The following is a 23,513-nucleotide window of genomic DNA, read 5'->3' as shown; positions in this document are numbered from 1 at the left end:
TGGACGGTCCTCGCAGCCGTCATGCCGGCACCGAGGGAGTCGACTCGTCGGCTGGAGCAGACGGTTGTTCGGTCTCGGTCGAAGCCGGTGCTGTCGGGGCGTCGGCTGGCGGAGCATCGACGGCGGCCGTTTCTGACGGCGTCGGCTCCGGCGCGGAGGTTGTCTCCGCCGGCACAGGTTCTGGTTCGGTTGTCGGCTCAGGAGTAACAACCGGGGCCGGCGTGGGATTGGTCGGTGGCGGCGCCGGACTCGGCTGTGGTGGTTGGGTCGGCGCCGGAGTTCCAGGCTGTGCGGGAGCAGAAGTGCCGGTGCCGCTGTTGGTGCCCGAATCGGATGCCGTGCCGGGGCTGCCAGGCGCTGTGCTGCCGGTACCCGTGGTGGGCGTGCCGCCCGGAGCCGTCCCCGGTGTTCCGTTCGGCGACGTCGTTGATGTTCGCGCCGCCTTATCCTCCGGGGCGTTCCCGGAGGTTCCGGACTTGGGCGTGTCCTCGGCGCTCCGGCCGGCCTTGTCGGCATCCGGGTTGTCCCACGAAACAACAGGACTCATACCGGGCGGGGGTGCCTCGTCGGCCAGCACGGAGTTTGCCGGCCCGGCGCCTTGGCTCTGCTGCGGCAAACCTCCGGGTATGTAGCTGTTTCGTTCCGCGGCACTGCCCTGGGCCATGCCCGGCAAGGAGCCGAACAGACCAAAATCTTGGGGACTTTGAGCGGCCGTTGCGGTCAATGCCGTCAGGGTGGCCACCGCCAGTGTCACAGCTGCTGCGCGCATCGCGAAGGCTGGCTTCCGGGAGTCCTCCACGCCGTCGGTCGCCGATGCGGCGTCGGCAGGAAGACCGAAGGACGGCCCCTTCCGTTCGTCCGCCAAATTCGTCCTGGCTGCTGCCGCCTCCGCACTGTGCTCCTGGACCTTAGCGTGCTGGTTAGCCAGAGCCAGACGGTTTCGTGCCACGAAGTAGGCGGCGCCCAGACTGATAGATGCCTTCGGATCCGCGTCTACGGCGATGGGACGCCCTAACTCGGCGGACAGCATTTGAGCGACCAGCGGGATCCGTGACGAGCCACCAGTCAGCAGAACCGCGGTCAGTTCGGCGGCGGTGACGTCCGCCGCCTCCAGTGCCCGGGCCAGGGAACCGATGGTGTCATGCACCAGAGGCCCGACCAGGCCTTCGAATTCTGTCCGCACCAGGCGGATTCCAGTCTGCACGTGCGGCAGCAAAACGGGGATCGTCGCCTCGGAGTCCGCCGAGAGCGCTTCCTTGGCTTCGACGCACTCGCGCCTGATTCGCTCCAGTGCCACCCGTGTCTGCGGGGCGCTCAGATCTGCACCGCTGAGTCCGCCGTCCAGGCTTGCGGCCACGTGGGAAAAGACAAGATCATCCACATCCGCTCCGCCCACCCGCTCCAGCCCTTCGGGCCTGCCCAGCAGTGCGAACGAGGAGGCATCGTCCTTGCGCAAAACGGCAGCATCAAAGGTGCCGCCGCCGAAGTCGTAGACCGCGATCAGACTTCCGGCCGGCACCCTTGTCTGCGAGGCGTAGTGCAAGGCGGCAGCTTCAGGCTCGCTCAGCAGCACCACGTCAGCCAGTCCGACGGCGGCCAAGGCGTCCCGGATCAGCCCCGTCTTGTAGTCACCCCAGCTGGCCGGATGGGAGACCGCCACGCCCTCCGGGGGTTCGCCCTCGCGTTCCTGTGTCCGGTCGACGACCCACCGGACGATGGTGGCAAAAATACTCTCGGCGGTAACGAAAAACTCGCCCACCATGATCGGCACAGAATCGCCGATCCGGCGCTTGAACTCTCGAACCACCCGCTCAGGGGAGCTGGTTCCCCGCCTTTCGGCGGCCTCACCAACCAGGACGGTACCGTCATCGCCTAGATAGATGACTGACGGCACGGCTGCCGCCCGTGACCCCAAGCCAACGGCCTGTGGCTGCTGAGCGTCAAGATCCCCTTCCCCATATCGGACAGTCGCTGCTGCCGTGAAACTTGTGCCGACATCGACACTCAGTACATAGGCCATGAATCCCCCATTGGACGTCCAGCGAGGAACGTCCCCCACCGCTCTTCATACCTGTTTCCAGAGCCCCGCTCTGCTTCCCCCGAGGCCGGTCCGAATCGATAGGCAGTCACTCCGAATGACACCCTCAACTGTCAGCCGCGCGCCCCCAAAAGTGACTTCGGCATCTGCGCGATGCCGCTCCAACACAGATCAGCGTAGGAGGGCTTCAGAGCTAAAACAAGGGAAAATTTCAGGCCGGAGCGCCGGATCCGCTCCTTCCATATTTGGTTAATGGTTCACTCCGAATACGGTGAATGGTTACCGCAGACCCCACTGACTTTGCTGCCATTGCAATGCCCCTTTGCTACATATGCCGCTCTTTGCATCTAGTGGGTTCCAACTGCGCACCGGCCCGCAGGTCAACCGATTACACCTGCTGCATACAACGTAAAACCGACCCGTCATCGACGCTCGGGAGAGAATAAAAATATGTCTGTCACAACCCGGCCCTCGGACACCTTTGCGGTCTTCCTGCGGGGCATCAACGTCGGCGGAATTCGGATTGCCATGAAGGATTTGAGCCAGGCCCTCGCCGGATCCGGCTTCTCGGAAGTGCAGACAGTCCTGGCATCGGGGAACGTAGTACTCCGTGCCGAGACGGATGATCCGGCAGCCGTCAAGGAAAGCGTCCAGGCCACCCTGCGTGCAGCCTTCGGCTACGACGCCTGGGTGATTGTCAAGAGCAGGGAACAGGTAGCTGGCATCATCGATGGCTACCCTTTCACGCCGGCCAACGACGGAGTCCCCCGGCATGCCTACGCGGTGCTGACCACCGGCCAAGACGTAGTGAGACAGCTGCTAGAGGACTGCCCCGGCCTTTCACCCGAAGAGCGTGCGGCTGCTGGCGGTGACGTCTTGTACTGGGAAGTCCCCAAAGGCAGCACGTTGGAGTCCAAACTTTCCAAGCACCTAGCGAAGGCGAAGTACAAGCCGCTGACCACCACCAGGAACCTCAACACCATGCACAAGGTGCTGGCCAAGTTTCCGCCTCTGCGCTAAAGGTCGCCGACGGCACCTCCCACCACGGGCGGAGAGGACCAGAGCGGAAATTCATCCTCACGGAGGATAGCCCGCAGCATGGAGGCGATTCTAGACTCGTAACTGGCAGTCCATGAACCGGCGCAGCCGGCTCTATGGCTATTCAGGGAGGGGGGTCCTTTGCTGTTCGACTCAGTCACGTGGATATCGGCACTCGTCTGTGCCGGCCCGTTTGCCCTTCTCCTGGCCGCCGGAGCGCTTGTCAGCATTTGGCGGAGCAACCGGCAGCGCACCGCCAAGTCGGGCTGGTCCCTGGTGGTGCTGGCACTGCCACTTCTCGGCCCGTTGGTCTGGTTCCTGACCGCATCGCGCTGGGCGGCCGCCGCTGTCCCCCGGCCGGACATCACTCCCGCAAATCATGCCACCGGGCCAGTGGCCCCCTGAGAGTCGTCCAAGATCAGCTCCAGCAAGCGAATCACCGCCGGGTTCGCGGTGGCCTCGCTCCAGGCCACGTGCAGGTCAGCCCGATTGAGGTCGGCGAGCCCGGAATGCCCCCGCAATTCTTCGAAGCTAACGCCGGGTGGTGCGAAGTCCATGGATGAGCCCGGCACCAGTGTCACCCCCAGCCCGGCGGCCACGAAGGCCAACAATGCAGGTGCCTGGCTGGCGAACTGGGTGATGTTCGCTTGTACCCCAGCGCTTTCATAGAGCCGCATCACCAGATCGTGGAAATAACGGGCTTCGGCAGTTGAATACATCATCAGTGGCAGCCCGTCCAACTGCTTGAGGAATACCCCGTTTCCGGTCGCCAGCTCGTGCCCCTCAGGCAGGGCAACTACCAGCCGGTCCTCCATGAACGGCCGCGTGACCACTCCCGGGCGGGCGACGATGGGCCGCAGCAAACCGATATCGATTGACCCCCGGGAGAGCGCTTCCAGCTGGTCGACCGAGACCGCTTCGCGTAGGACCAGGGACACTCCTGCGATCCGTTCACCGGCTTTGCGGAGGATCCCCGGCAAGGCCGCCTGTCCGGCTATCGCCGTGTAGCCGATGACAATGGAACCGGCATCGCCGGTGGCCACCCGACGCACATCCAGCGACGTCTTCGTGCACAGGTCCAAGATCCGGCGCGCACTGGGCAGCAGCACCTTGCCGGCTGCCGTCAGCTCGACCTTCCGGCTGCTCCGTTCAAACAATTGGGCATCGAGTTCGCGTTCCAGCAGCTGGATCTGGCGGCTCAGCGGTGGCTGCGTCATGTTGAGCCGCGCCGCGGCCGCACCAAAGTGCAGTTCCTCCGCCACGGCCACAAATGACTCCAGCTGGATTAGCGAAAACATCAATACACTCCTTGCATGGTTTCGTGCATATCTTAGCTTGGACAGGCATGGATCGCGGCCCTTAGCGTGAAGGGAGTCACTCTCCCAGCCGCCAGAAAGGACTGCGATGTCCACCGTCTTCGAATCCCAGGGCCTCCACGACGACAGCGCCTCACCGATCGGTCAGACCTCCGTCACAGGGGTCACCATCACGCCGGTGGCCTTTGCCGATCCGCCGCTGCTGAATACTGTGGGCGTCCACGAACCATATGCGCTCCGGGCGATCGTGCAACTCCACACGGACGCGGGCATCACCGGGCTGGGCGAGACCTACGGGGATGCAGCCCATCTGGCGCGCCTCCGGATGGCCGCCAACGCCATCACCGGCGCCGACCCGTTTAACATCAACGACCTGCGCGCCCGCGTTGCCCGTGCATTGACCGCCGACAGCACTCGGGGCGGCCATGGGATGAGCGGTATGGTCACCGGCTCCTCGACGGCGGACCGCGTGTTCTCGCCGTTCGATGTGGCGGCCCTCGATATTCAGGGCAAGCTGCTCGGCTTGCCGGTCAGCGCGCTGCTGGGCGGCGCGGTCCGCGACGCTGTACCGTTCAGCGGCTACCTGTTCTACAAGTGGGCGGGCCACCCCGGGCTGGCCGACGACGAGTGGGGCGCGGCGCTGGATCCCGAGGGCATCGTGGCCCAGGCGCGGCGCATGGTTGAGACCTACGGCTTCACGGCCCTCAAGCTCAAGGGCGGCGTTTTCGAGCCCGACGCCGAGGCTGCCGCCATCGAAGCCCTGCGCGCGGAGTTCCCCGACCTCCCGCTGCGGATCGATCCCAATGCCGCGTGGACTGTTGAAACCTCCATCCGTATTGGCCGCCGACTCGAGGGAATCGTTGAGTATCTGGAGGACCCCACACCCGGGATCGAGGGCATGGCCGAAGTCCGCCGCCAGGTGCCGCTGCCCCTGGCCACCAACATGTGCGTGGTCAGCTTCAACGACCTCCCGCCGGCGGTGGCTGCCGGAGCCGTGGACGTGGTGCTCTCCGACCACCACTTCTGGGGCGGGTTGCGCCGGTCGCAGACCCTGGCCGGCATCGCCGAAACGTTCGGTCTGGCCCTGTCCATGCACTCCAACTCCCATCTGGGCATCAGCCTGGCCGCCATGGTCCATCTGGCCTCGGCCACCGCCAACCTGGACTACGCGTGCGATACCCACTGGCCATGGAAGCGCGCGGACGAGGACATTGTGCTTCCCGGTGCCTTGGCATTCAGCAACGGCACGGTGACCGTCCCCACGGCGCCCGGTCTTGGTGTGGAACTGGATCCTGAAGCGCTGGAACGATTGCACCTGCAGTATTTGGCCAGCGGCATCACCGAACGCGACGACACCGGCTATATGCGGCGGATCCTCCCCGGCTACGAGCTCAAGAGTCCGCGGTGGTAACCGCCGAAGCCGCCACGCCAGGCGTCCCGGCGCCCGCGGATCCGGCCGTGCTGGACGTGGTCGTCACCGATCCGATCATTTCCCGCTTCTCCGAACGCCTCCTGGCTGGCGCGCCCCGGCACCGATGGCGCTTCCTGGCCGACGCGCCGCCTGAGGTGAGGTCGCGTGCCCTCGCGGGCGCCGACGTCGTGGTGTGCGCACGGATGGACGCGAAGGAGGCAACCGCCTGCAACGCCCGTCTGGTACAGGTGACCGGCGCCGGCCTGGACCGGGTGGCGGTGGCCGCGCTGCGGCCCGCCGTGGTGGTTGCCAACACCTTTCATCATGAGCGGCCCATTGCCGAGCATGTGCTGATGTCCATTCTGGCCCTAACCCGTCGGCTTCCCGCCGTCAGCGGCGAACTGCGCGCTGGCGTGTGGCGGACCATTGCGACCGACGACGCCGTCCCGCTGCACCGCACGCTGGACAGCATGACGTTGGGGGTGGTGGGCTTTGGCGGCATCGGCCGCGAAACCGCTCGGCTGGCAGCCGCACTCGGCATGGATGTGGTGGCCGTGCGGAACCGGCCGGATGTCCCGCTCTCAAAGGGTGCCCTACCGCGCTGGGTGGGCGGCGTCGGCGACCTTCCCCGGTTGCTGGCAGAGTCCGACGTCGTGGTGGTCACCGTTCCGCTCAACGACGCCACCGTCGGCCTGATCGGTCCCGCCGAGTTCGCCGCCATGCGGCAGGATGCCGTGCTGGTCAATGTGGCGCGCGGGCCGGTGGTGGATCAGGCAGCCCTTTATCGGGCACTGGTGGACCAGCAGATCGGCGGCGCAGCCATCGACGTCTGGTGGGGTGCGCCGGAAGCGGGACGCACGCCGCCGGCCGACTTCCCGTTCAGCGAACTGCCAAATGTGGTGCTGACGCCGCACTACTCCGGTCATGCACGTTCCACGTTCGAACTGCGGGCCGACGATATTGCGGGGAATGTCAACCGCGTCGCCGCGGGAGAGCCGGTGCGGAACCAGGTGCGCTGACCGGAAGCGCTGGCTGAGGCCCGGCTGTCTCCGGCGACCGGCCAACGCCTAGACGGCGAAGACCAACCGGATGATCAGCAGGACGGCCCCGCCGGCCGAGGCGATCAGGGCAACCAAGCGCAGCCGCCGCGCATCCAGGTAACGGTTGAGCCAGCGCGACAACACGAAACCAACCAGCACCACCGGCGCCAGCCAGAGGAAGGCCGAGACGGTCCCGCTGGTGACGGCGCCGGCTGCCGCCAGCAGGCTCACCGAAACGACGGAGCCGACCAGAAAAAACGCGCTCATGGTGCCGCGCAGACGCGCGGGCGGTTGGCCTTGCCAGACAATGGCCATCGGAGCGCCGCCGATCGCCGTCGCGGTTCCCATCACCCCGGAGAGACCGCCGGCAGCCACCAGATTTGTCCGGTTCGGGACCGGCCGCCAGCCTAGGAACGCCGAGCCGACTCCGACCAGGACACAGCCGGCCACCAGCCAGGAGAGCGCCGAGGTAGACATCGCCACGGCCAGCCACGCGCCCAGGACGCTGCCCGGGATCCGTCCGGCCAGCGCCCAGCCGGCACCCTTGAGGTCCAGATGGGCGCGTTCGCGGACGGTCACCAACAGGGTGACCAGGCAGGCCAGCATCACCACCAGCGCCGGCAGAAGTTCCGGCGCCACCAAGGCAATCACCGGGGCGGCCACTAGTCCGGCACCGAACCCGATGGATCCTTGCAGGGCGGTGGCGGCGCAGACCGCCACCGCCAGAATCAGATAATCGGCGGGGTTCACTCCCCAACCGTGGCCGACTGGAGGCCGGCTTCGGCGGCGTCGGTCAGCGGGAAGTGGCATTCGGCGGCGTGGGCCGGTGCTGCTGCCCGGCGTACCTGCGGAACGCCAAGCTGGACCAGGCCGTTTTGTTCAGCTGTCTGCGCGGGCGGTGCCTGCCGCGCACAGATGTCCTGCGCTTTCCAGCAGCGGGTCCGGAAGCGGCAGCCCGACGGCGGGTCCAGTGGAGAAGGCAGTTCGCCGCGCAGCACGATCCGTTCGGCGGGGCGCTCGGCCGGGTCCAGCTTCGGCGACGCGGACATGAGCGCTGCGGTGTAGGGGTGCAGCGGACGTTCGAAGACGTCCTCGGTGGTGCCGGTTTCGATGATCCGGCCCAGGTACATCACGGCCACGCGGTCGGTGACGTGGCGGACCACTGACAGATCGTGCGAGATAAAGATGTAGCTGACGCCCAGTTTCTCCTGCAGTTCGTTGAGCAGATTGAGCACCTGGGCCTGCACGGAGAGGTCCAGGGCGGAGACCGGCTCGTCCAGGATGATCAGTTCCGGGTTCAGCGCCAGGGCCCTGGCGATGCCGATGCGCTGGCGCTGCCCGCCGGAGAATTCCTGCGGCGATTTCTTTGCGTCCGAGGCGCGCAGACCCACCAACTCCAGCAGTTCGTGCAGCCGGGCTTCGCGTTCGCGTCCGCTGCGGAAGAGTCCGCGGTGGGTGGCCCAGGGTTCGGCGATGATTTCGCCGGCAGTCATCCGGGCGTTCAGCGAAGCGAACGGGTCCTGGAACACCATCTGTACGCGGCGGCGCCAGGCCATGAGTTCCTTACCGCGCAGGCTGAAGGGATCCTTGCCTTCGAAGGTCACGGTGCCGGAGTCTGGCTTTTCCAGCAGCATCAGGGTGCGGGCCAGGGTGGATTTTCCGCAGCCGGACTCACCCACCAGGCCCAGGGTTTCCCCACGTCCTACCGAGAGGTTAATGCCGTCAAGGGCGCGCAGCTGGTTGCTGCCGGAGCCGCTGCGGGCCACGTGAAAGGTCTTGGTGACGTCGCGGACCTCGAGGGCCGCGGTCCCGGCCTCCTGCACACGATCGAGCTGTGCGGTCATGACTGGGTCTCCTGGAGGGATGTCTCGGCTTCGAGAAGGTCGGAAAAGTGGCAGGCTGCGTAGCGACCGGGGGCGGTCTCGCGTAGGGCCGGCCGCTCGGCGCGGCAGAGTTCCTGCGCCAGCGGGCAGCGGTCTTGGTAGACGCAGCCGGAGGGGATGTTCTTCAGTTCAGGCGGACTGCCCGGGATCGAGGCCAACGTCGCCCCGCGTTCGGCCTGGGCCGGGACGGACTCCAGCAGGCCTTTGGTATAGGGGTGACGGGGGCTGGCGAATACCTCGGCCACGGGTCCGGATTCGGCCACCGTGCCGGCATACATCACGCAGACCGTGTCGGCTTCTTCTGCGACGACGGCGAGGTCGTGCGTGATCAGCACCACCGCCATGTCTTCCTCCTCGCGCAGCCGGCGCAACAGGTCCATGATCTGGGCCTGCACAGTCACGTCCAGAGCGGTGGTCGGCTCGTCCGCGATCAGCAGGCGCGGGCCCAGGGCCACCGCCATGGCAATCAGGATGCGCTGCCGCATGCCGCCGGAGAACTGGTGCGGGAAGGCATCCACCCGGGACTCCGGATGGGGGATGCCCACCCGGTCCATCAGCGCGACGGCTTCCTTGCGGGCATCGGCGGCGGAGAGGCCCCGGTGGATCCGGAACGCCTCGCCGATCTGCACACCCACCGGGTAGACCGGGTTCAGCGCGGTCAAGGCGTCCTGGAACACGATGCCCAGTTCCGCACCGGCGATCTTGCGCCGCTGCTTGGCGCCCATGCCGGCCAGTTCCTTGCCTTCTAGCTCCATCGAGCCGCCGGCCACGTGCGCCACCGGATCCAGCAGCCCGGCAATGGCCTTGGCCGTCATCGACTTGCCGCAGCCGGATTCGCCCAGCAGCGCCAGGGTCTGGCCGGCCCGCGCCTCGAAACCGGCCTGGCTGACGGCCCGCACCGTGCCCAGCGGAGTGCGGATATCGACGTTGAGTCCGTCGACCCGCAGGACTACCGGATGGGCGTCGTCGGAACGCGTGGCATCAGTGGTTGCCGTCATGGTCACTTGGACTCCTTGGCAGAAATACGGGTAATGAACTTCTTGCGGCCCGGCAGCGTCAGCCGCCAGCGCTGACTCGGATCGGTGGCGATGCGCAGCCAGGCGGCCAGCATGTTCGCGGCGATGGCGGTAATCACGATGGCAACGCCCGGGAAGATGGACAGCCACCAGGCGGTCTGCAGGTACTGCCGTCCCTGGGCCACCAGCAGGCCCCAGCTGATGTCCGGCGGCTGGATGCCGATGCCCAGGAAGGACAGCGACGACTCGGCCAGCATCACGTAGCAGAACTCCAGCGTGGCCAGCGTCAGCAGGGTCGGCGCGACCACCGGAATCACGTGCCGCCGGATGATGGCGTTCGGGGTGGAGCCAAAGGTGCGTGCGGCGTCTACGAACGTGCGGCTTTGCAGCTCGGCGGACTCGGCCCGCGCGGTTCTGAGGTAGATCGGGATGCGGGTCAGCGCCAGGATCAGCACAATGTTGGCGATCGAGGGGCTGAAGACGTACAGCACGACGACGGCCAGCAGCAGCGAGGGGAAGCTCATGATCACATCGGCCACCCGCATGGAAACGTTTTCCCGCCAGCCGCGGTGATAGCCGGCCCACACACCCCAGAGTGAACCGATCAGCAGCGCCGCCGCCACCGCCGGAATGGCTACCAGCAAGGTGGTCCGGGTTGCCACGACCAGGCGGGCCAACACGGAGCGGCCCAGTGAATCGGAGCCCAGGAAATACTCCCAGCCATTGGCCGGGTCGAACGGGGGCTTGTTGGCGAACATCAGGTTCTGTTTCGTGGCCAGCTCGCCCATCAGCAGCGGGCCGAACACCGCCGTGGCGAGCACGATCAGCAGGATCGCAGCTCCCGTGCTGGCGAACTTGTCGCGGAGCAGCATGCGCAGCATGCTGGGGTTGTTGGATTTGGCGGACGCCTTACCCTTGGACTGCCGCCGGTCTCCGGCGCCGGGCACGGCTTCTGTGCGCGTGGTTTCGCTCATGGTGTCCTCCTAGACCTGGACCGGAGCGGCAGGGGTGGATTCAGCAGGTTCGGCTTCCGCGGGGGCGGCGGGCCTGGCCGGGGCCTTCTTCCGCCGCCGCGCACCGACGCTGGCCGGGCGGACCCGCGGGTCCAGCAGGGCATAGGCCAGGTCAATCAGGATGTTCAGTACGAAGATCGCGATGGCGGTCAGCAGGACGGCTGCCTGCAGGACGGCGAAGTCCCGCTGCAGGATCGAATCGATCATCAGCTTGCCGATGCCGGGCCAGCCAAAGATTGTCTCCACCACCACGGCACCGTTGATCAGGCCGACGGTCAGGTCACCGGCCACCGTCAGGGCCGGTGCCGCCGCGTTGCGGAGCGCGTGCCGAGTGACCACGCGTGTCTGCGAGGCCCCTTTGCTGCGGGCCAACTTGATATACGGCTCAGACAAAGCCGAGACCATCGCGCCGCGCACCACCTGGACCAGCGCACCGAACGGTCGCATCACCAGCGTGGCGATCGGCAGCACCCAAGCCTCCGCACCGGCGACGCCGGAGGTCGGGACCCAGCCCAGGGTGATCGCGAAGACCCAGATGCCCACAATGGCAAGCCAGAAATCGGGAATGGAAGCAGCCGCCATGGAGACGAAGCTGGCAATCCGGTCGGCGATGCCGTTGGGCTTCAGCGCGGCCCAGCTGCCCACCAGCACTGCCAGGACGATGGCGATCACCATGGTGGTGGCCGCCAGTTGAAGGGTGGCCGGGAAAGCCCGCAGCGCCATGGCTGCCGCGGACTCCCCCGTCCTGAGGGAAGTGCCGAAGTCCAGTTGCAGGACGCCGCCGAAGTAGTCCGCCATCTGCGCCAGCAACGGCTGGTCCAGTCCGTTCCGGGCGGCAAAATCCGCGCGCATCTGCTCGGTGGCATTCAGCGGCAGGTACAGACTGGCCGGATTGCCGGTCAGCCTCGCCAGGGCGAAGACTCCGATGACCACGACCACCAGCGGCAAGGCACTGGAAATGATCCGTTTCCGTAGATAGGTCAGCACAGCTTCCCTCTCCTTCTCAAACTCCGGTAGCCGCGAGGACTACTGGGCGGGGGTGATCTCGGCCAAGCGCAGCTCGTCACCGCTGGACGAGTTCGGCTCATAATTCACCGTCGCGGCCTTGCCGATCATGCCGGTCTGGTGCGCGATGTGGGCGAACTGCACTACGTCCTCGTTCTGGGCCGTGAAGACCTTTTCAAACGCAGCCTGCCGGTCGGGGCCAGTTGCCGCGTCTGCCTCTTTAATCAGCTTGTCCAGCTCGGGAGTGCCAAAGGCGCTCTGCGCGCCGTCGGTCAACATGTACTGGTCCACCGTGAAGGCGGCGTCGCCGGCCTGGTTGCCGTGCTGGGTCATGTGCAAGATCGCGCCGTCGTCCTCGACGAAGGGGCGTACCTGATACTGCAGGTGCTGGCTGGTTTCCATCATTTTCAGCTTGACGTTCAGGCCGGCTTGGGTGAGCTGTTCCTGAATCACCTGGCCCAGTTCCTCGATCTTCGGGAACTGGGCAGTACGGACAATCAGGCTGATCTGGGCGCTGGTATCGACTCCGTCGGCCTTGGCCTCGGCAACCAAAGACTTGGCCTTCTCCGGATCGTACGACCAGCCCTTGAGGGCTGCGTTGTGGCCAACGACTCCTTCCGGCACCAACTGTGCTGCCACCTGGTCGCGGCCGCCGTACAGGCTGGAAACGATGCCTTCCTTATCGATGGCGTAGTTGACCGCCTCGCGCACCCGGATGTCGGTGAACGGAGCCTTGTCGTTGTGCATGCGCAGCGCCACGGTCTCGTTGTTCGGGTACGGCACGCCCAGATCGCCGATGTTGTCCTCGGGGCTCAGGCCCATCGCAATGTCGGCCTCGCCGGAGGTGACCATGGCGGCGCGGACGCTGCCTTCGGAACGCCACTGGTACTCGGCAGCCGCGTAGGCCGGCTTCTCGCCCCAGTAACCGTCATAGGCGGAGACGGTGATCTTCTGGCCGGCCTGCCACTCGTCCAGCTGGTAGGGGCCGGTGCCGATCGGTTCGCGGACCTTCTCGGCGTCCGAGGTCTCGCTCGGGACAACTTCCAGGAAGGACAGACGCAGCGGCAGGATCGGGTCAGCAGCAGCAGCGGTCACCTTCAGCGTGGTTTCATCGACCACCTCGACGCCGAGGTCCTCGTCGCCGAAGACGTAGCCCTCAACGTTGCAGCCCAGCTTGGAGTTGACCGCGCGCTCGATGGTGTGGGCGGCGTCCTCTGCGGTGAAGTCACTGCCGTCGTGGAAGGTCACGCCCTCGCGGAGCTTGAACGTCCACACGGTGTCGTCTTCCGAGCTCCACTCGGTGGCGAGCTTGGGCTCGAGTTCACCCGTGGACGGGTTGCGCTCGACGAGAGGTTCGGTGATGGTGGAGCGGTCGACGACGCCGGTGCTCGTCAGGTTCGATTCACAGGGTTCCAGCGTGGGCGGTTCCTGCTGGAGCACGACGCGGAGGGTTTCCGAAGCCGCGCCGGTGGCTCCGCCGGCTGCGTTCTCCGAGTTGGCCACCGAGCAGCCGCTGAGCACCATGGTGCCGCCGACCGCTGCAGTTGCCACGGCCAGACTCAGGCGACGGCGCTTGGTCGTACCAGTCGTTCCAGACGATCTGGTAGGGGATTCAAACGTCATTGTTTCCTCCGAAGGAGCGAAAGATTGGTGCCGGGCTCGTCTACATATGAAGCCGGCGGTTGGATGGGTATGCAACAGCTTTGTGAGCGCGATCACCGTACGTCAAGGGCAGACTTTTGCGTCGCACCCGTAACTGCTGCGGAAGGTGGCCCGCGGAGCGCCGAAATCCGCGGCGCTCCGCGGCGAATTTGAATCCATGCCACAGGGGTATTGATCAATGCAATCTGTGTGTTGGACGTGAATCACTGGGTTTCTTACTGTTCTTGACATGAGTACCCAAACAGCGGCGCAGGCCGAGAACCATACCGTTATCGGCGGCGAGCAGATCCTCCAGGTCGGACCGGTGAATCCCACCGTGGCCGCTGCGCTGGCCGACGAGTTCGGAGCCGTGCGGCTTCCGGATGGCCCCGAGCGCACAGCATTCCTGCAGCGGCACGCCGCCGGAATCCGGGTAGCGGTCTGCTCCGGCCGGATCGGCGTGGACACTGAACTGATGCGCCAGCTGCCGAATCTCGAGGCGATCGTCAACTTCGGTGTGGGTTACGATGCGACCGACGTCGCGCAGGCGAACGACCGCAACATCCCGGTCAGCAACACCCCTGATGTGCTCACCGACTGTGTGGCCGACACCGCCCTGGCCCTCTATCTGGATGTACTGCGCCGGACCACCGCAGCCGACAGATTCGTCCGCCGCGGCGAGTGGGAGTCCACCCCGTCCTACCCGCTGACCACCCGCGCTTCCGGCAAAAAGGTCGGCGTCGTCGGCCTCGGCCGGATCGGCAAGGCCATCGCCAAGCGGCTGGAGGCCTTCGGTTGCGAAATCCATTACCACAACCGCCGCCCTGTCGAAGGCTCCGGCTACACCTACCAGGCCTCGCCGGCCGAGCTGGCCGAGGCCGTGGACGTGTTGGTTATCGCCGCAGCCGGAGGCCCGGAGACGGCCAACCTGGTGGACACCGATGTGCTGGCCAAGCTCGGCCCGGAGGGCTACCTGGTCAACATCGCCCGCGGCTCGGTGGTGGACGAAGCAGCCCTGGTCTCCGCCTTGACGGAGGGCCGCTTGGCCGGTGCCGGGCTGGATGTCTTTGCCTCCGAGCCTCATGTCCCCGCCGAGCTGATGGAACTGGAGAACGTTGTCCTGCTCCCCCACGTCGGCAGCGGAACCCACGAGACCCGCGCCGACATGGCGGCCCTGACACTGGAGAATCTACGCAGCTACCTGCGCGATGCTTCGCTGGTCACCCCGGTGAGTTGAGCCCGGCAGCGCCCGGACCGCCGTTCGGGCTCCGGGCGCTGCCGTCACCGGCTGCCGCCGCCGCCTAGGATGGGCTCAGACAGTGGGAAAGGGGCGCCATGGCGGATCCGGCCGACCATCCATCCGGAGTGCGGGAAGTAAAATCCGCGGCCCGCACCATCGACATCCTCGAAGTGCTCGCGGCCCGCGGCAATGCACCCGTCACCATCCGGGAGCTCTGCTCTGTCTTGGCTGCCCCGCGGAGCAGCATCTACGCACTGCTCCGGACCCTGATCGACGCCGGATGGGTCCGCACTGACCCTTCCCGGACCACCTACAGCATCGGCATCCGCGCGCTACTGGCCGGGACTACTTACCTGGATGCGGACCCCCTGCTGAAAGTCATCCGGCCCCAACTCGGTCTGCTCGGCAAAAAGGTGGGCGGAACCGTGAACTTCGGCCGACTGGACGGCGGCCACATCGTCTACCTGGCCACCTGGGAGGCACCCGGCCAAGAACGCACCGCCGCACGCGTGGGCCGCAGACTGCCCGCCCATGCCACCGCCCTGGGCCAGGCGGCACTCGCGTCGCTGGACCCCGCTGCGCTGCGGTCGCAACTGCCGGCCGAACTCACCTCGCTGACCGGCAAGACCATCACCTCGCAGGCCGCCCTGGTCCGCGAACTGGCCGCCGTACGCCGCCGCGGCTACGCCGTCGAACGCGAACAGAACACCGTGGGCATCGCCTGCGTGGCCGTCTCCGTCGACTGCGGGCCGGAGGGCGTCGACGCGCTCTCGGTATCGCTTCCGCTGTCCAAGCTGCGGTCGGCGCGGGAACGCGACATCGCTGCAGCGCTCCGCGAGACGGCCGCGGTTACCGAGGAGATCGTCGGCGGACTCGCCGGCTTGCTGGGCTGAAGGAAGGGCACGCTCCCCGGAAACCATGGGACTTGTAGAACAAGTTAGCAACTTGTAGGATGAGTTTATTCTGCACCTCCCCGCGTAAGGACCGTCATGCCCTACACACCCGATGCCATCCGGCACGTCAAGCTTTCTACGGCCACGCTGCCGCTGGCCACGCCGATTTCCGACGCCAAGGTCTTCACCGGGCGCCAGAAGCCGATGACCGAAGTTGTCTTCCTGTTTGCCGAAATCACCACCGAACAGGGCCACCAGGGACTGGGCTTTAGCTACTCAAAGCGCGCCGGCGGGCCGGCCCAGTACGCCCACGCCAAGGAAGTTGCCGACACCATGATCGGTGAGGACCCCAACGACATCGCCAAGCTGTACAACAAGCTGCTGTGGGCCGGCGCCTCGGTGGGCCGCTCCGGCGTGGCCACCCAGGCCTTGGCCGCCCTGGACGTTGCACTGTACGACCTCAAGGCCAAGCGGGCCGGACTGCCGCTGGCCAAGTTCCTGGGCGCCCACCGCGACTCGGTCCGCACCTATAACACCTCCGGCGGCTTCCTGAATGCATCCATCGACGAGGTCAAGGACCGCGCCAGCCGCTCCATCGAGGAGGGCATTGGCGGCATCAAGATCAAGGTCGGCCTGCCCGACTCTGCCGAGGACCTGCGCCGTGTTGCGGCCGTCCGCGAGCACATCGGCGGCGATGTGCCGCTGATGGTGGACGCCAACCAGCAATGGGACCGCGCCACGGCGCTGCGGATGGGACGCCGGCTGGAGCAGTTCGACCTGGTCTGGATCGAAGAGCCGCTGGACGCCTACGACGCCGAGGGCCACGCCGCCCTTGCCGCCGCGCTGGACACGCCGATCGCGACCGGCGAAATGCTGGCCTCGGTGGCCGAGCACGAACGGCTGATTGCCGCCCGCGCCTGCGACATCATCCAGCCCGATGCGCCGCGCGTCGGCGGCATCACCCAATTCCTCCGGCTGGCCACGCTGGCCGATCAGGCCGGGCTGGATCTGGCCCCGCACTTCGCCATGGAAATCCACCTGCACCTGGCCGCCGCCTACCCGCGCGAGCCGTGGGTAGAGCATTTCGACTGGCTCGATCCGCTGTTCAACGAGCGTCTCGAGACCCGCGACGGCCGTATGATCGTCCCGGACCGCCCGGGCCTCGGCTTCAGCTTCAGCGACCAGGCCCGTGCCTGGACCACGGACAGCGTGGAGTTCGGCCGCGCCTGAGCCGCACTTGGTCCACAGGACGACGGCGGTGCCCCGCACCGCCGTCGTTCCCCTATCTCTCACGAAGGAAGCCACCGGAGCGATGAAACCCAACCTGACGGCCGCCCTGGTCGATGAGCTGCGCCGGCGCATTGTCGACGGCGAGATCGCCCCGGGCGACAAGCTGCCTAGCGAGAACACGCTGATCGCCGAACACGGCGTGAGCCGCACGGTGGTGCGCGAAGCCATGACCCGACTGCAGGCCGAGGGGCTGGTGCATACCCGGCGCGGCAGCGGCAGCTATGCCCTGACCCCGCCGGTTGAACCGGACGGACCGCGGACCGCCCGGCCGGTGCGCACACTGCAGGACCGGCGGGCTCTGGTGGAATTCCGCACCGGCGTGGAGAGCGAAGCCGCGGCACTGGCCGCCGTCCGGCGGACCGAGCAGCAGGTGTCGTCCCTGAGGGCCGCGAACGAGGACTTTTCCCGCTCCGGCGCCAACCCGGCCGCGGCACTGGCCCACGACTTCGAGTTCCACCGCACCGTTGCCGAGGCCAGCGGCAACCCCTTCCTGCAGGATGCGATAGCTGCCCTCGGCCCAGCCATGATCGCCATGCCCCGCTACCGGCTGGAGGCCAGTGCTGCCGAGGGGGAAAGCACCCGCCTGGCCGAGGTGGCCGCCGAGCACGCAGCAGTGCTGGCCGCGGTCGAGTCCGGCGATGCCATGGCCGCAGCCGCCGCCATGCGCACGCATCTGGTCAACTCGCGGCACCGGCTGGAGCGTGAATCCGGCCACTGACCCGCCCGGTCCGTGGTGGACAGCAGAGCGGCAGCAGACAAAGGGTCTGCTGCCGCTTCGATGTTGTCGCGTGGAGTGGCTGAGCTAATCAGCTGCCTTGACGGCCAGCACCGGCCGGTCGGCCTGCAGCAGGATGCGCTGGGCATGCGACCCCATGATGAACTTGCCCACCTGGCTGCGCTGCCGGAGGCCGATCACGATCAGTGAGACCTCGCGTTCCCGGGCCAACTCAAGGATCTCCTCGGCCAAATCATCGCGGTGCGTCGGGCGCAAGACCTCGGCTATCACCCCCGCTGCATCGGCCGCTGTCTTCAGCCGCAGGATGTCGCTCTCGGAGGCGACTGTCTTGTCAACCAAAGCGCCTTCGCGGGTGGAGTTGACGATCAGCAACTCTTCATTGCGGAGCTTTGCTTCCGCGATCCCGGCGGCCACGGCCGCCTCGCCCACTGGGGTGGGTACATAACCGACCAGGATGCTCATGCGTTCTCCTTAGATTTGGTGAGGGAGGCGGTCTGGGTAGTCTTTCTGCGGTCCATTGCGGTCTTGACCATCGGCCACACCGCGACCAGCACGAAGACCACCAGCAGCGTGGCGGAGATCGGGCGGCCCATGAATCCGGCGACGTCTCCGTCGAGCACCAGCAGCGAGCGCCGCAGGCTGGACTCCAGCAGCGCGCCCAGCACGAAGGCCAGCACCAGCGGTCCAGGCTCGAAGCCGAATTTCTTCATCAGGTAGCCGACGGCGCCGAACAGGACCACCAGCAGCACATCGAACATCGAGTTGCGGATGGTGTACGCGCCCAGCAAGGTAATCAGGGCGGTAATCGGCGCCAGGATGGCCGCGCGCACCCGGAGGATGCGGACGAACAGGCCGACCAGCGGGATGGACATGATCAGCAGCAGGATGTTGCCGATGTACATCGAGTTGACCACGCCCCAGAACAGGTCCGGGTTGTCGACCATTAACTGCGGGCCCGGGGTCACACCCTGAATGAGCAGTGCGCCAAAGATGATGGCCATGGTGGCGTTGGCTGGTATGCCCAAGGTCAGCAGGGGGATGAAGGAACTGGTGGCCGCGGCGTTGTTGGCGGTCTCGGGGCCGGCAACGCCTTCGACCGCGCCCTTGCCGAAGCGCTCCGGGTTCTTGGCGCGCTTCTTCTCCACCGCGTAGGCAGCCAGCGAGGAGATGGTGGCGCCGCCGCCGGGCAGAATGCCCAGGAAGAAGCCAAGCACCGAGCCGCGCCCGATCGCCCCGGCCGACTGCTTGAGGTCCTTCTTGGACGGCCACACGTTGGCCACGGTTGCCGGCGCCTGGGCCGCACGGTGGCGTTCTTCCAGGTTGTAGAGAATCTCGCCGACGCCGAACAGGCCCATCGCCACCGGGACGAAGTCAATGCCGTCCGCAAGGCTCAGGTTGCCGAAGGTGAAGCGTTCGGCGCCCGTGAAGATGTCTCGTCCCACGGTGGCGAGCAGCAGGCCGAAGGCGGCCGCAATCAGGGCCTTGATCTTGGCGCCGTTGCTGATGGTGGCCACCAGCAGGATGCCGACCAGCGCCAGCGCGGCGTACTCCGGGGGGCCGAAGTCCAGCGCGAAGCTGGCCACCAGTGGAGCCAGGAAGGTGAGTCCGATGATGGCCACGGTGCCGCCGATGAACGAGCCAATGGCAGCAATGCCCAAGGCCGTTCCGGCTTTGCCCTTGCGGGCGAGCTGGTAGCCGTCGAAGACGGTGACCACGGAACTGGCTTCGCCGGGCAGGCGCAGCAGCACCGAGGTGATGGTGCCGCCGTATTGCGCGCCGTAGAAAATGCCGGCCAACATGATGATGGCCGTGACTGGCTCGATTCCGTAAGTCAGCGGCAGCAGGATGGCGATGGTCGCGGCCGGACCGAGGCCCGGCAGCACGCCAATGAGCATGCCGATGACGACGCCCAGCAGGCAGTACAGCAGGTTGGAGGGCATAAGGACGACGCCGAAGCCGTCGATGACCGGTTGCAGGAAATCCATGCTAAGACCTTTGGATCAGTGGGCAAGGGTGGAGCGCGAGGGTCCCCTGGCGGCGGCATAGCCGACAGCGGGGAGCGCACCGCCCGCTAGAACAGGTGGGGAATCGAGGTTCCCAAGGCCAGGATGAAGATGCCGTAGAAGGCTGCGACAACCAGCAGGGAGTAGATGATGGCTCCGCGCCAGGTTTCCCCACCGAGGAACTTCATCCAGATCAAGCAGAGGAGCAGTGCCGGGACCTCGAAACCGATCATCGGCATGAGCCGCACCATCACCAGCAGGGTCACGAACCCGATGGCCGCCAGCCAGGACAGCTTGGAGAATTTCTCGCCGTCGCGGCCCCCGCGTCGCCCAATAATCAGCTGGGCGAGCGCGAGGACGGCGATGATCAGGCTGACCACGAACGGCCACATTCCGGGCTTGGGCTGGGAGGGAGTTCCCAGCCCCAGGCCGACGGACATGACGAGCCCTGCCACACCCAGCGCGAGCACCACAAGGGATGATGCGAGGTTGGCAACGGGTCCTGCCGGCGGCGGGGCTTCGGCCTCCCATTGGGCTGCCAGTTCCTCCGGTGTCAGGTCGTCGTCGACGACGGAGACCGCCTCGCTGCCTTCTGCTGGCGTCTCGCGGTGGGGCGTCATGGTTTACTCGATTCGCTGTGAAGGCCGGTCGGCCTTACGTGGGTGGTGCTACTCGCCGGCCAGCGAGATGTCGTACTTCTCGGTGAGCTCCTTGTACTTGGCAGCCAAGTCGTTCCACTGCTGGACGACTTCCTCGCCGGAGATCTCCTTCGGGGTCAGCATGTTCTTCTCGTTGAACGCCTTGTAGCTGTCGGTGGCCTGGGCGGCCTCGACGGATGCGACAAGCTTCGCCTTCACGTCCTCCGGCAGACCCTTCGGGGCGGCCAGGGCGCGGTACTGGGATACCGGAACCTCGTAGCCTTCTTCGATGGCGGTGGGGACGTCCGGCAGGAAGGTGTTGCGCTCGTCGGAGAAGACGACGATCGGCTTGACGGTGCCGGCGTCGATCTGCGGCTTGGCCTCACCGAGCTGGATGGTGGCCAGCTGGACCTGGTTGCCCATAACAGCGGTCAGCGCGGGCGAACCCGAATCGAAGGGGACCGCGGTGCCCGTGATATCGGCCTGGGCGAACAGGATGGCCTGGGACAGCTGCGAGCCGGTGCCCACGCCAGTGGTGCCGAAGGTTAGCTTCTTGGAGCTCTTCTTGATGTCGTCCAGGTTTTCAAAGCCGGAGTCGGCGCTAGCCACCAGCACGTAGTCGTCCTGGGACAGGCCCTTGATCACGTCCACTTCGTCCAGGGTGACGGCTTCGCCTTCGGACACTGCCAGCGGAGTAATGGTGATCAGCGAGGCATTCAGCAGAACGAGGTTCTGTCCGTCGGGCTCCATGGCTGCGACTTCCTGGGTCGCGAGGGCTCCGTTAGCGCCGGGCTTGTTGACCACCGGCACCGCGACGCCGAGCTCGTCCGCCATGCCTTCTGCCGCGGTGCGCGCGATCAGGTCCGTGGAGCCGCCGGGAGCCTGGCCGACGGTCAGGGTGATCGGGCCGTCGGGGAAGGTCCCCCCTTCGGAGGCGGTGCTGCCGCCGACGTTGCCGCCGCAGGCAGTCAGCGCCAGCGCTGCAGAGGCGGCGGTCAGACCTAGAACGGTCCGGCGGATGGAGAGTGCTTTCACTTCGGGCTCCTTGCTCGATGAACAGCGTTGTTCGAACGGATCGTGGCCGTGACGCGGTTCATATGAAGCAGGTCACTGTGGCTCGGACATCGAGCTTAGAAAGAGACTATGATGCATGTCCAAGCCCATTAGTGCATTGAATGATACTTGAAAGGCATCATGTTTACCCTCGACCAAGCCCGCGGCTTCATCGCCGTCGCCGAAGAACTGCATTTCGGCCGAGCCGCCGAGCGGCTGAGCATGACCCAGCCTCCGCTCAGCCGGCAGATCCAGAAACTGGAGCGCAGCATCGGCGTCGAACTGCTGGAGCGGGATAACCGCAAGGTGGCGCTGACCGCTGCCGGGCACGCCTTTCTTGCCGAGGCGCGGAAACTGGTCGTTTCAGCGGACCGGGCGCCGCGCAGCGCACGCCGCATAGCTGCCGGACGAGCCGGGGAAATCCGGATCGGCTTCACTGCCGCCTCCGCGTTCAGCCTGCTGGGGCCCTTGCTTGCCGAAATAGCCGAGGAACTGCCTGACGTGGACGTGGACCTCCAGGAGATGGTGACCGGCGAGCAGGTTCAAGCCCTCGTGGACGGCGACCTTGATCTCGGTCTCGCCCGACCGCCGTTTGACACCGATCTCTTCGAATCGCACCTGCTGTTCTCGGAAAACCTGATGCTGGCTGTTCCCCGCGGGCACTCGCTGGACCAACTGGCGCGACCACTGGCCCTGGCCGACCTAAAAGACGTGCCGCTGATCATGCATTCACCGATCAAGGCCCGCTATTTTTATGATCTGGTGGTGCGCCAGATTCCAATCGAACACGGCAACGTGGTGCATTCGGTGAGCCAGATCCTGACCATGGTGGCGCTGGTGGCGGCCGGCCGCGGCGTCGCCTTCGTACCGGAATCGGCCCAACTGCTGGGAGTCGACGGTGTCAGCTACCTGCATCTGCCGGGACTGGCACCGGACTCGGTAGAACTGCACGCCATCTGGAACCGGACAGCGCACAACCCCGCGCTGCGCCGGATGCTTGACAGTGTCTGGACCAAAGCGGCGTAGCCGCAGGGCCCAGCACGCCGCCAGCGCGGGCAATACTCTTAGTGCATCAATCCATACAAAAGAGGGCTTGGACAGGCATCATCCCGCCTTCCTAGGCTGGAACCAACGCATTCAACCCCGCCGCTACCGGCACCATTGCAAAGGAAGATGCACGTGGCCCAGTACACGCCCCAAGAACTCGCAGACAAGCTCAAGGACGGGCTGCTGTCCTTCCCGGTCACGGCCTTCGACGCGGAATTGAACGTTGATGAAGCTGCCTACCGCAAGCACTTGGACTGGCAGTCCAGCTTCGACGTTGCCGGCCTGTTTGCCGCCGGCGGCACGGGAGAAGGCTTCAGCCTGACGCCGGCAGAGTCGGCCCGTGTGGTCCGCATGGCGGTTGAGGAAGCCGGTAGCCGGGTTCCCGTCCTCGCTTCCGCTGGTGGTTCCACCGCCCAGGCGATCCAGAACGCCAAGGACGCCGAGGCCACTGGCGCCGAAGGGCTGCTGCTGCTGCCGCCGTACCTGACCGAATGCGACCAGGCCGGCCTGCTGGCCCACGTGTCCGCCGTCTGCGCCGCCACCAACGTCGGCGTCATCGTTTACAACCGCGCCAACGCGATCTACGACGCGGACACCGTGGCCGCGCTGGCCGACCGGCACGCGAACTTCATCGGTTTCAAGGACGCCCTGGGCGACATCGAACACCTCACCAAGGTCTACGCCAAGAACGGCGACCGGCTGTTCTACCTGGGCGGCCTGCCGACGGCGGAGACATTTGCACTGCCGCTGCTGCAGTTGGGCATGAGCACCTACTCCTCCGCCATGTACAACTTCGTGCCGGAGTTCGCGCTGGACTTCTACCGCGACGTGCGAAACCAGGACCGCGATGCCGTGACGGAGAAGCTCAACCGCTTCGTGCTCCCGTACCTGGACATCCGCGACCGGGTCAAGGGCTACGGTGTCTCCATCGTCAAGGGCGGTTTGAAGGCCATCGGCCGCGACGGTGGCTTGGTCCGTCCGCCGCTGCAGGATCTGACCGAGAAGGACATTGCCGACCTGTCGGCCCTGATTGACGCCGCCGGCATCCGCCCGGCGGACACCGTCCTGCAGAACGCCTAGGTTCCATGCCCCGAAGCGGGGGGCCGAGGCGGGGGGGCGCTTTTCTGCCCCCCCCCCCAACCAACCACCCACCACAAAAAAAAAAGAAAAAAAGAGAACCCCACGCCCCCCCCCCCAAAAAACCCTACCAGC

The 23,513-nt window shown here is 66.2% G+C and carries 22 protein-coding genes; 10 read left to right on the top strand and 12 right to left on the bottom strand.

Annotation, left to right across the window (positions count from 1 at the left end):
• Positions 1-19: 19 nt before the first annotated feature.
• Positions 20-1,894, bottom strand: a complete 1,875-nt coding sequence (locus ACWF5H_RS03000; protein ID WP_452034748.1) for an Hsp70 family protein — start codon at positions 1,892-1,894, stop codon at positions 20-22.
• Positions 1,895-2,488: 594 nt separating this feature from the next.
• On the opposite strand from ACWF5H_RS03000, the gene ACWF5H_RS02995 reads away from it, so the two are divergent.
• On the top strand, positions 2,489-3,058 hold the full coding sequence (locus tag ACWF5H_RS02995; protein WP_452034747.1) for a DUF1697 domain-containing protein: 570 nt from the start codon (positions 2,489-2,491) through the stop codon (positions 3,056-3,058).
• Positions 3,059-3,217: 159 nt separating this feature from the next.
• Positions 3,218-3,481, top strand: coding sequence for a PLD nuclease N-terminal domain-containing protein (locus tag ACWF5H_RS02990; protein ID WP_452034746.1), 264 nt, complete (start codon positions 3,218-3,220; stop codon positions 3,479-3,481).
• Here ACWF5H_RS02990 and ACWF5H_RS02985 read toward each other — a convergent pair.
• Positions 3,454-4,374 (bottom strand): LysR substrate-binding domain-containing protein, encoded by a 921-nt coding sequence (locus ACWF5H_RS02985; RefSeq protein ID WP_452034745.1) that lies wholly within the window; start codon positions 4,372-4,374, stop codon positions 3,454-3,456. The two genes, ACWF5H_RS02990 and ACWF5H_RS02985, sit on opposite strands and share 28 nt — an antisense overlap.
• A gap of 106 nt (positions 4,375-4,480) precedes the next feature.
• Between ACWF5H_RS02985 and ACWF5H_RS02980 the strand changes: the two genes are divergently transcribed.
• Both ACWF5H_RS02980 and ACWF5H_RS02975 read left to right on the top strand, forming a co-directional pair.
• Positions 4,481-5,803, top strand: a complete 1,323-nt coding sequence (locus ACWF5H_RS02980) for a glucarate dehydratase family protein (protein WP_452034744.1) — start codon at positions 4,481-4,483, stop codon at positions 5,801-5,803.
• Positions 5,797-6,822 carry a 2-hydroxyacid dehydrogenase gene (locus tag ACWF5H_RS02975; RefSeq protein WP_452034743.1) on the top strand — a complete coding sequence of 342 codons (1,026 nt, stop codon included), beginning with the start codon at positions 5,797-5,799 and terminating at the stop codon, positions 6,820-6,822. The genes ACWF5H_RS02980 and ACWF5H_RS02975 overlap by 7 nt, the downstream gene beginning before the upstream one ends.
• A 48-nt stretch (positions 6,823-6,870) precedes the next feature.
• On the opposite strand, the gene ACWF5H_RS02970 is transcribed toward ACWF5H_RS02975, so the two are convergent.
• Genes ACWF5H_RS02970 through ACWF5H_RS02945 form a run of 6 tightly spaced genes read right to left on the bottom strand, consistent with a single transcriptional unit; the run spans position 6,871 to position 13,311 of the window.
• Positions 6,871-7,593: a sulfite exporter TauE/SafE family protein gene (locus ACWF5H_RS02970; protein ID WP_452034742.1), complete on the bottom strand. Its 723-nt coding sequence runs from the start codon at positions 7,591-7,593 to the stop codon at positions 6,871-6,873.
• The gene (locus ACWF5H_RS02965; RefSeq protein ID WP_452034741.1) at positions 7,590-8,687 is read right to left on the bottom strand and encodes an ABC transporter ATP-binding protein; all 1,098 of its coding nucleotides are present in this window, start codon (positions 8,685-8,687) and stop codon (positions 7,590-7,592) included. The genes ACWF5H_RS02970 and ACWF5H_RS02965 overlap by 4 nt, the downstream gene beginning before the upstream one ends.
• Positions 8,684-9,724 carry an ABC transporter ATP-binding protein gene (locus ACWF5H_RS02960; protein WP_452034740.1) on the bottom strand — a complete coding sequence of 347 codons (1,041 nt, stop codon included), beginning with the start codon at positions 9,722-9,724 and terminating at the stop codon, positions 8,684-8,686. The genes ACWF5H_RS02965 and ACWF5H_RS02960 overlap by 4 nt, the downstream gene beginning before the upstream one ends.
• A gap of 2 nt (positions 9,725-9,726) precedes the next feature.
• On the bottom strand, positions 9,727-10,716 hold the full coding sequence (locus ACWF5H_RS02955; protein WP_452034738.1) for an ABC transporter permease: 990 nt from the start codon (positions 10,714-10,716) through the stop codon (positions 9,727-9,729).
• 9 nt (positions 10,717-10,725) lie between these two features.
• A complete protein-coding gene (locus tag ACWF5H_RS02950; RefSeq protein WP_452034737.1) occupies positions 10,726-11,742 on the bottom strand; it encodes an ABC transporter permease in 1,017 nt (338 codons plus the stop codon).
• Positions 11,743-11,781: 39 nt separating this feature from the next.
• Positions 11,782-13,311 (bottom strand): ABC transporter substrate-binding protein, encoded by a 1,530-nt coding sequence (locus ACWF5H_RS02945; RefSeq protein ID WP_452034736.1) that lies wholly within the window; start codon positions 13,309-13,311, stop codon positions 11,782-11,784.
• Between the two features lie 340 nt (positions 13,312-13,651).
• On the opposite strand from ACWF5H_RS02945, the gene ACWF5H_RS02940 reads away from it, so the two are divergent.
• From ACWF5H_RS02940 to ACWF5H_RS02925, 4 genes are all read left to right on the top strand, one after another.
• Positions 13,652-14,638 (top strand): 2-hydroxyacid dehydrogenase, encoded by a 987-nt coding sequence (locus tag ACWF5H_RS02940; protein ID WP_452034734.1) that lies wholly within the window; start codon positions 13,652-13,654, stop codon positions 14,636-14,638.
• 98 nt (positions 14,639-14,736) lie between these two features.
• Positions 14,737-15,534 carry an IclR family transcriptional regulator gene (locus ACWF5H_RS02935; protein WP_452034733.1) on the top strand — a complete coding sequence of 266 codons (798 nt, stop codon included), beginning with the start codon at positions 14,737-14,739 and terminating at the stop codon, positions 15,532-15,534.
• A gap of 96 nt (positions 15,535-15,630) precedes the next feature.
• Positions 15,631-16,764, top strand: a complete 1,134-nt coding sequence (locus ACWF5H_RS02930; RefSeq protein ID WP_452034731.1) for an L-talarate/galactarate dehydratase — start codon at positions 15,631-15,633, stop codon at positions 16,762-16,764.
• Positions 16,765-16,846: 82 nt separating this feature from the next.
• Positions 16,847-17,542 (top strand): FadR/GntR family transcriptional regulator, encoded by a 696-nt coding sequence (locus tag ACWF5H_RS02925; RefSeq protein WP_452034729.1) that lies wholly within the window; start codon positions 16,847-16,849, stop codon positions 17,540-17,542.
• A gap of 84 nt (positions 17,543-17,626) precedes the next feature.
• Here the strand turns inward: ACWF5H_RS02925 and ACWF5H_RS02920 are convergent, their stop codons facing one another.
• From ACWF5H_RS02920 to ACWF5H_RS02905, 4 genes are all read right to left on the bottom strand, one after another.
• Positions 17,627-18,022: a universal stress protein gene (locus tag ACWF5H_RS02920; protein WP_452034728.1), complete on the bottom strand. Its 396-nt coding sequence runs from the start codon at positions 18,020-18,022 to the stop codon at positions 17,627-17,629.
• Positions 18,019-19,545, bottom strand: a complete 1,527-nt coding sequence (locus ACWF5H_RS02915; protein WP_364652063.1) for a tripartite tricarboxylate transporter permease — start codon at positions 19,543-19,545, stop codon at positions 18,019-18,021. Before ACWF5H_RS02915 ends, ACWF5H_RS02920 begins: the two co-directional genes overlap by 4 nt.
• 86 nt (positions 19,546-19,631) lie before the next feature.
• A complete protein-coding gene (locus ACWF5H_RS02910) occupies positions 19,632-20,183 on the bottom strand; it encodes a tripartite tricarboxylate transporter TctB family protein (protein WP_452034726.1) in 552 nt (183 codons plus the stop codon).
• A gap of 48 nt (positions 20,184-20,231) precedes the next feature.
• Positions 20,232-21,236, bottom strand: coding sequence for a tripartite tricarboxylate transporter substrate binding protein (locus ACWF5H_RS02905; protein WP_364652065.1), 1,005 nt, complete (start codon positions 21,234-21,236; stop codon positions 20,232-20,234).
• Between the two features lie 159 nt (positions 21,237-21,395).
• Here ACWF5H_RS02905 and ACWF5H_RS02900 point away from each other — a divergent pair, with 159 nt between their 5' ends.
• Both ACWF5H_RS02900 and kdgD read left to right on the top strand, forming a co-directional pair.
• The gene (locus tag ACWF5H_RS02900) at positions 21,396-22,280 is read left to right on the top strand and encodes a LysR family transcriptional regulator (protein ID WP_452034724.1); all 885 of its coding nucleotides are present in this window, start codon (positions 21,396-21,398) and stop codon (positions 22,278-22,280) included.
• Between the two features lie 153 nt (positions 22,281-22,433).
• Complete coding sequence (gene kdgD, locus ACWF5H_RS02895) at positions 22,434-23,381, top strand: 5-dehydro-4-deoxyglucarate dehydratase (protein WP_452034723.1); 948 nt, start codon at positions 22,434-22,436, stop codon at positions 23,379-23,381.
• The last annotated feature ends 132 nt before the right edge of the window (positions 23,382-23,513 follow it).

It is taken from the genome of Arthrobacter sp. NPDC055138 (genome assembly GCF_053607305.1).
This window is presented reverse-complemented; position numbering and strand designations above follow the sequence as displayed.

Coding starts and splice junctions, on each gene's coding strand:
- ACWF5H_RS02995 (WP_452034747.1), top strand. CDS start 2,489: ATGTCTGTCACAACCCGGCCCTCGGACACCTTTGCGGTCTTCCTGCGG.
- ACWF5H_RS02985 (WP_452034745.1), bottom strand. CDS start 4,374: ATGTTTTCGCTAATCCAGCTGGAGTCATTTGTGGCCGTGGCGGAGGAA.
- ACWF5H_RS02980 (WP_452034744.1), top strand. CDS start 4,481: ATGTCCACCGTCTTCGAATCCCAGGGCCTCCACGACGACAGCGCCTCA.
- ACWF5H_RS02965 (WP_452034741.1), bottom strand. CDS start 8,687: ATGACCGCACAGCTCGATCGTGTGCAGGAGGCCGGGACCGCGGCCCTC.
- ACWF5H_RS02960 (WP_452034740.1), bottom strand. CDS start 9,724: ATGACGGCAACCACTGATGCCACGCGTTCCGACGACGCCCATCCGGTA.
- ACWF5H_RS02955 (WP_452034738.1), bottom strand. CDS start 10,716: ATGAGCGAAACCACGCGCACAGAAGCCGTGCCCGGCGCCGGAGACCGG.
- ACWF5H_RS02940 (WP_452034734.1), top strand. CDS start 13,652: ATGAGTACCCAAACAGCGGCGCAGGCCGAGAACCATACCGTTATCGGC.
- ACWF5H_RS02935 (WP_452034733.1), top strand. CDS start 14,737: ATGGCGGATCCGGCCGACCATCCATCCGGAGTGCGGGAAGTAAAATCC.
- ACWF5H_RS02930 (WP_452034731.1), top strand. CDS start 15,631: ATGCCCTACACACCCGATGCCATCCGGCACGTCAAGCTTTCTACGGCC.
- ACWF5H_RS02925 (WP_452034729.1), top strand. CDS start 16,847: ATGAAACCCAACCTGACGGCCGCCCTGGTCGATGAGCTGCGCCGGCGC.
- ACWF5H_RS02920 (WP_452034728.1), bottom strand. CDS start 18,022: ATGAGCATCCTGGTCGGTTATGTACCCACCCCAGTGGGCGAGGCGGCC.
- ACWF5H_RS02915 (WP_364652063.1), bottom strand. CDS start 19,545: ATGGATTTCCTGCAACCGGTCATCGACGGCTTCGGCGTCGTCCTTATG.
- ACWF5H_RS02910 (WP_452034726.1), bottom strand. CDS start 20,183: ATGACGCCCCACCGCGAGACGCCAGCAGAAGGCAGCGAGGCGGTCTCC.
- ACWF5H_RS02900 (WP_452034724.1), top strand. CDS start 21,396: ATGTTTACCCTCGACCAAGCCCGCGGCTTCATCGCCGTCGCCGAAGAA.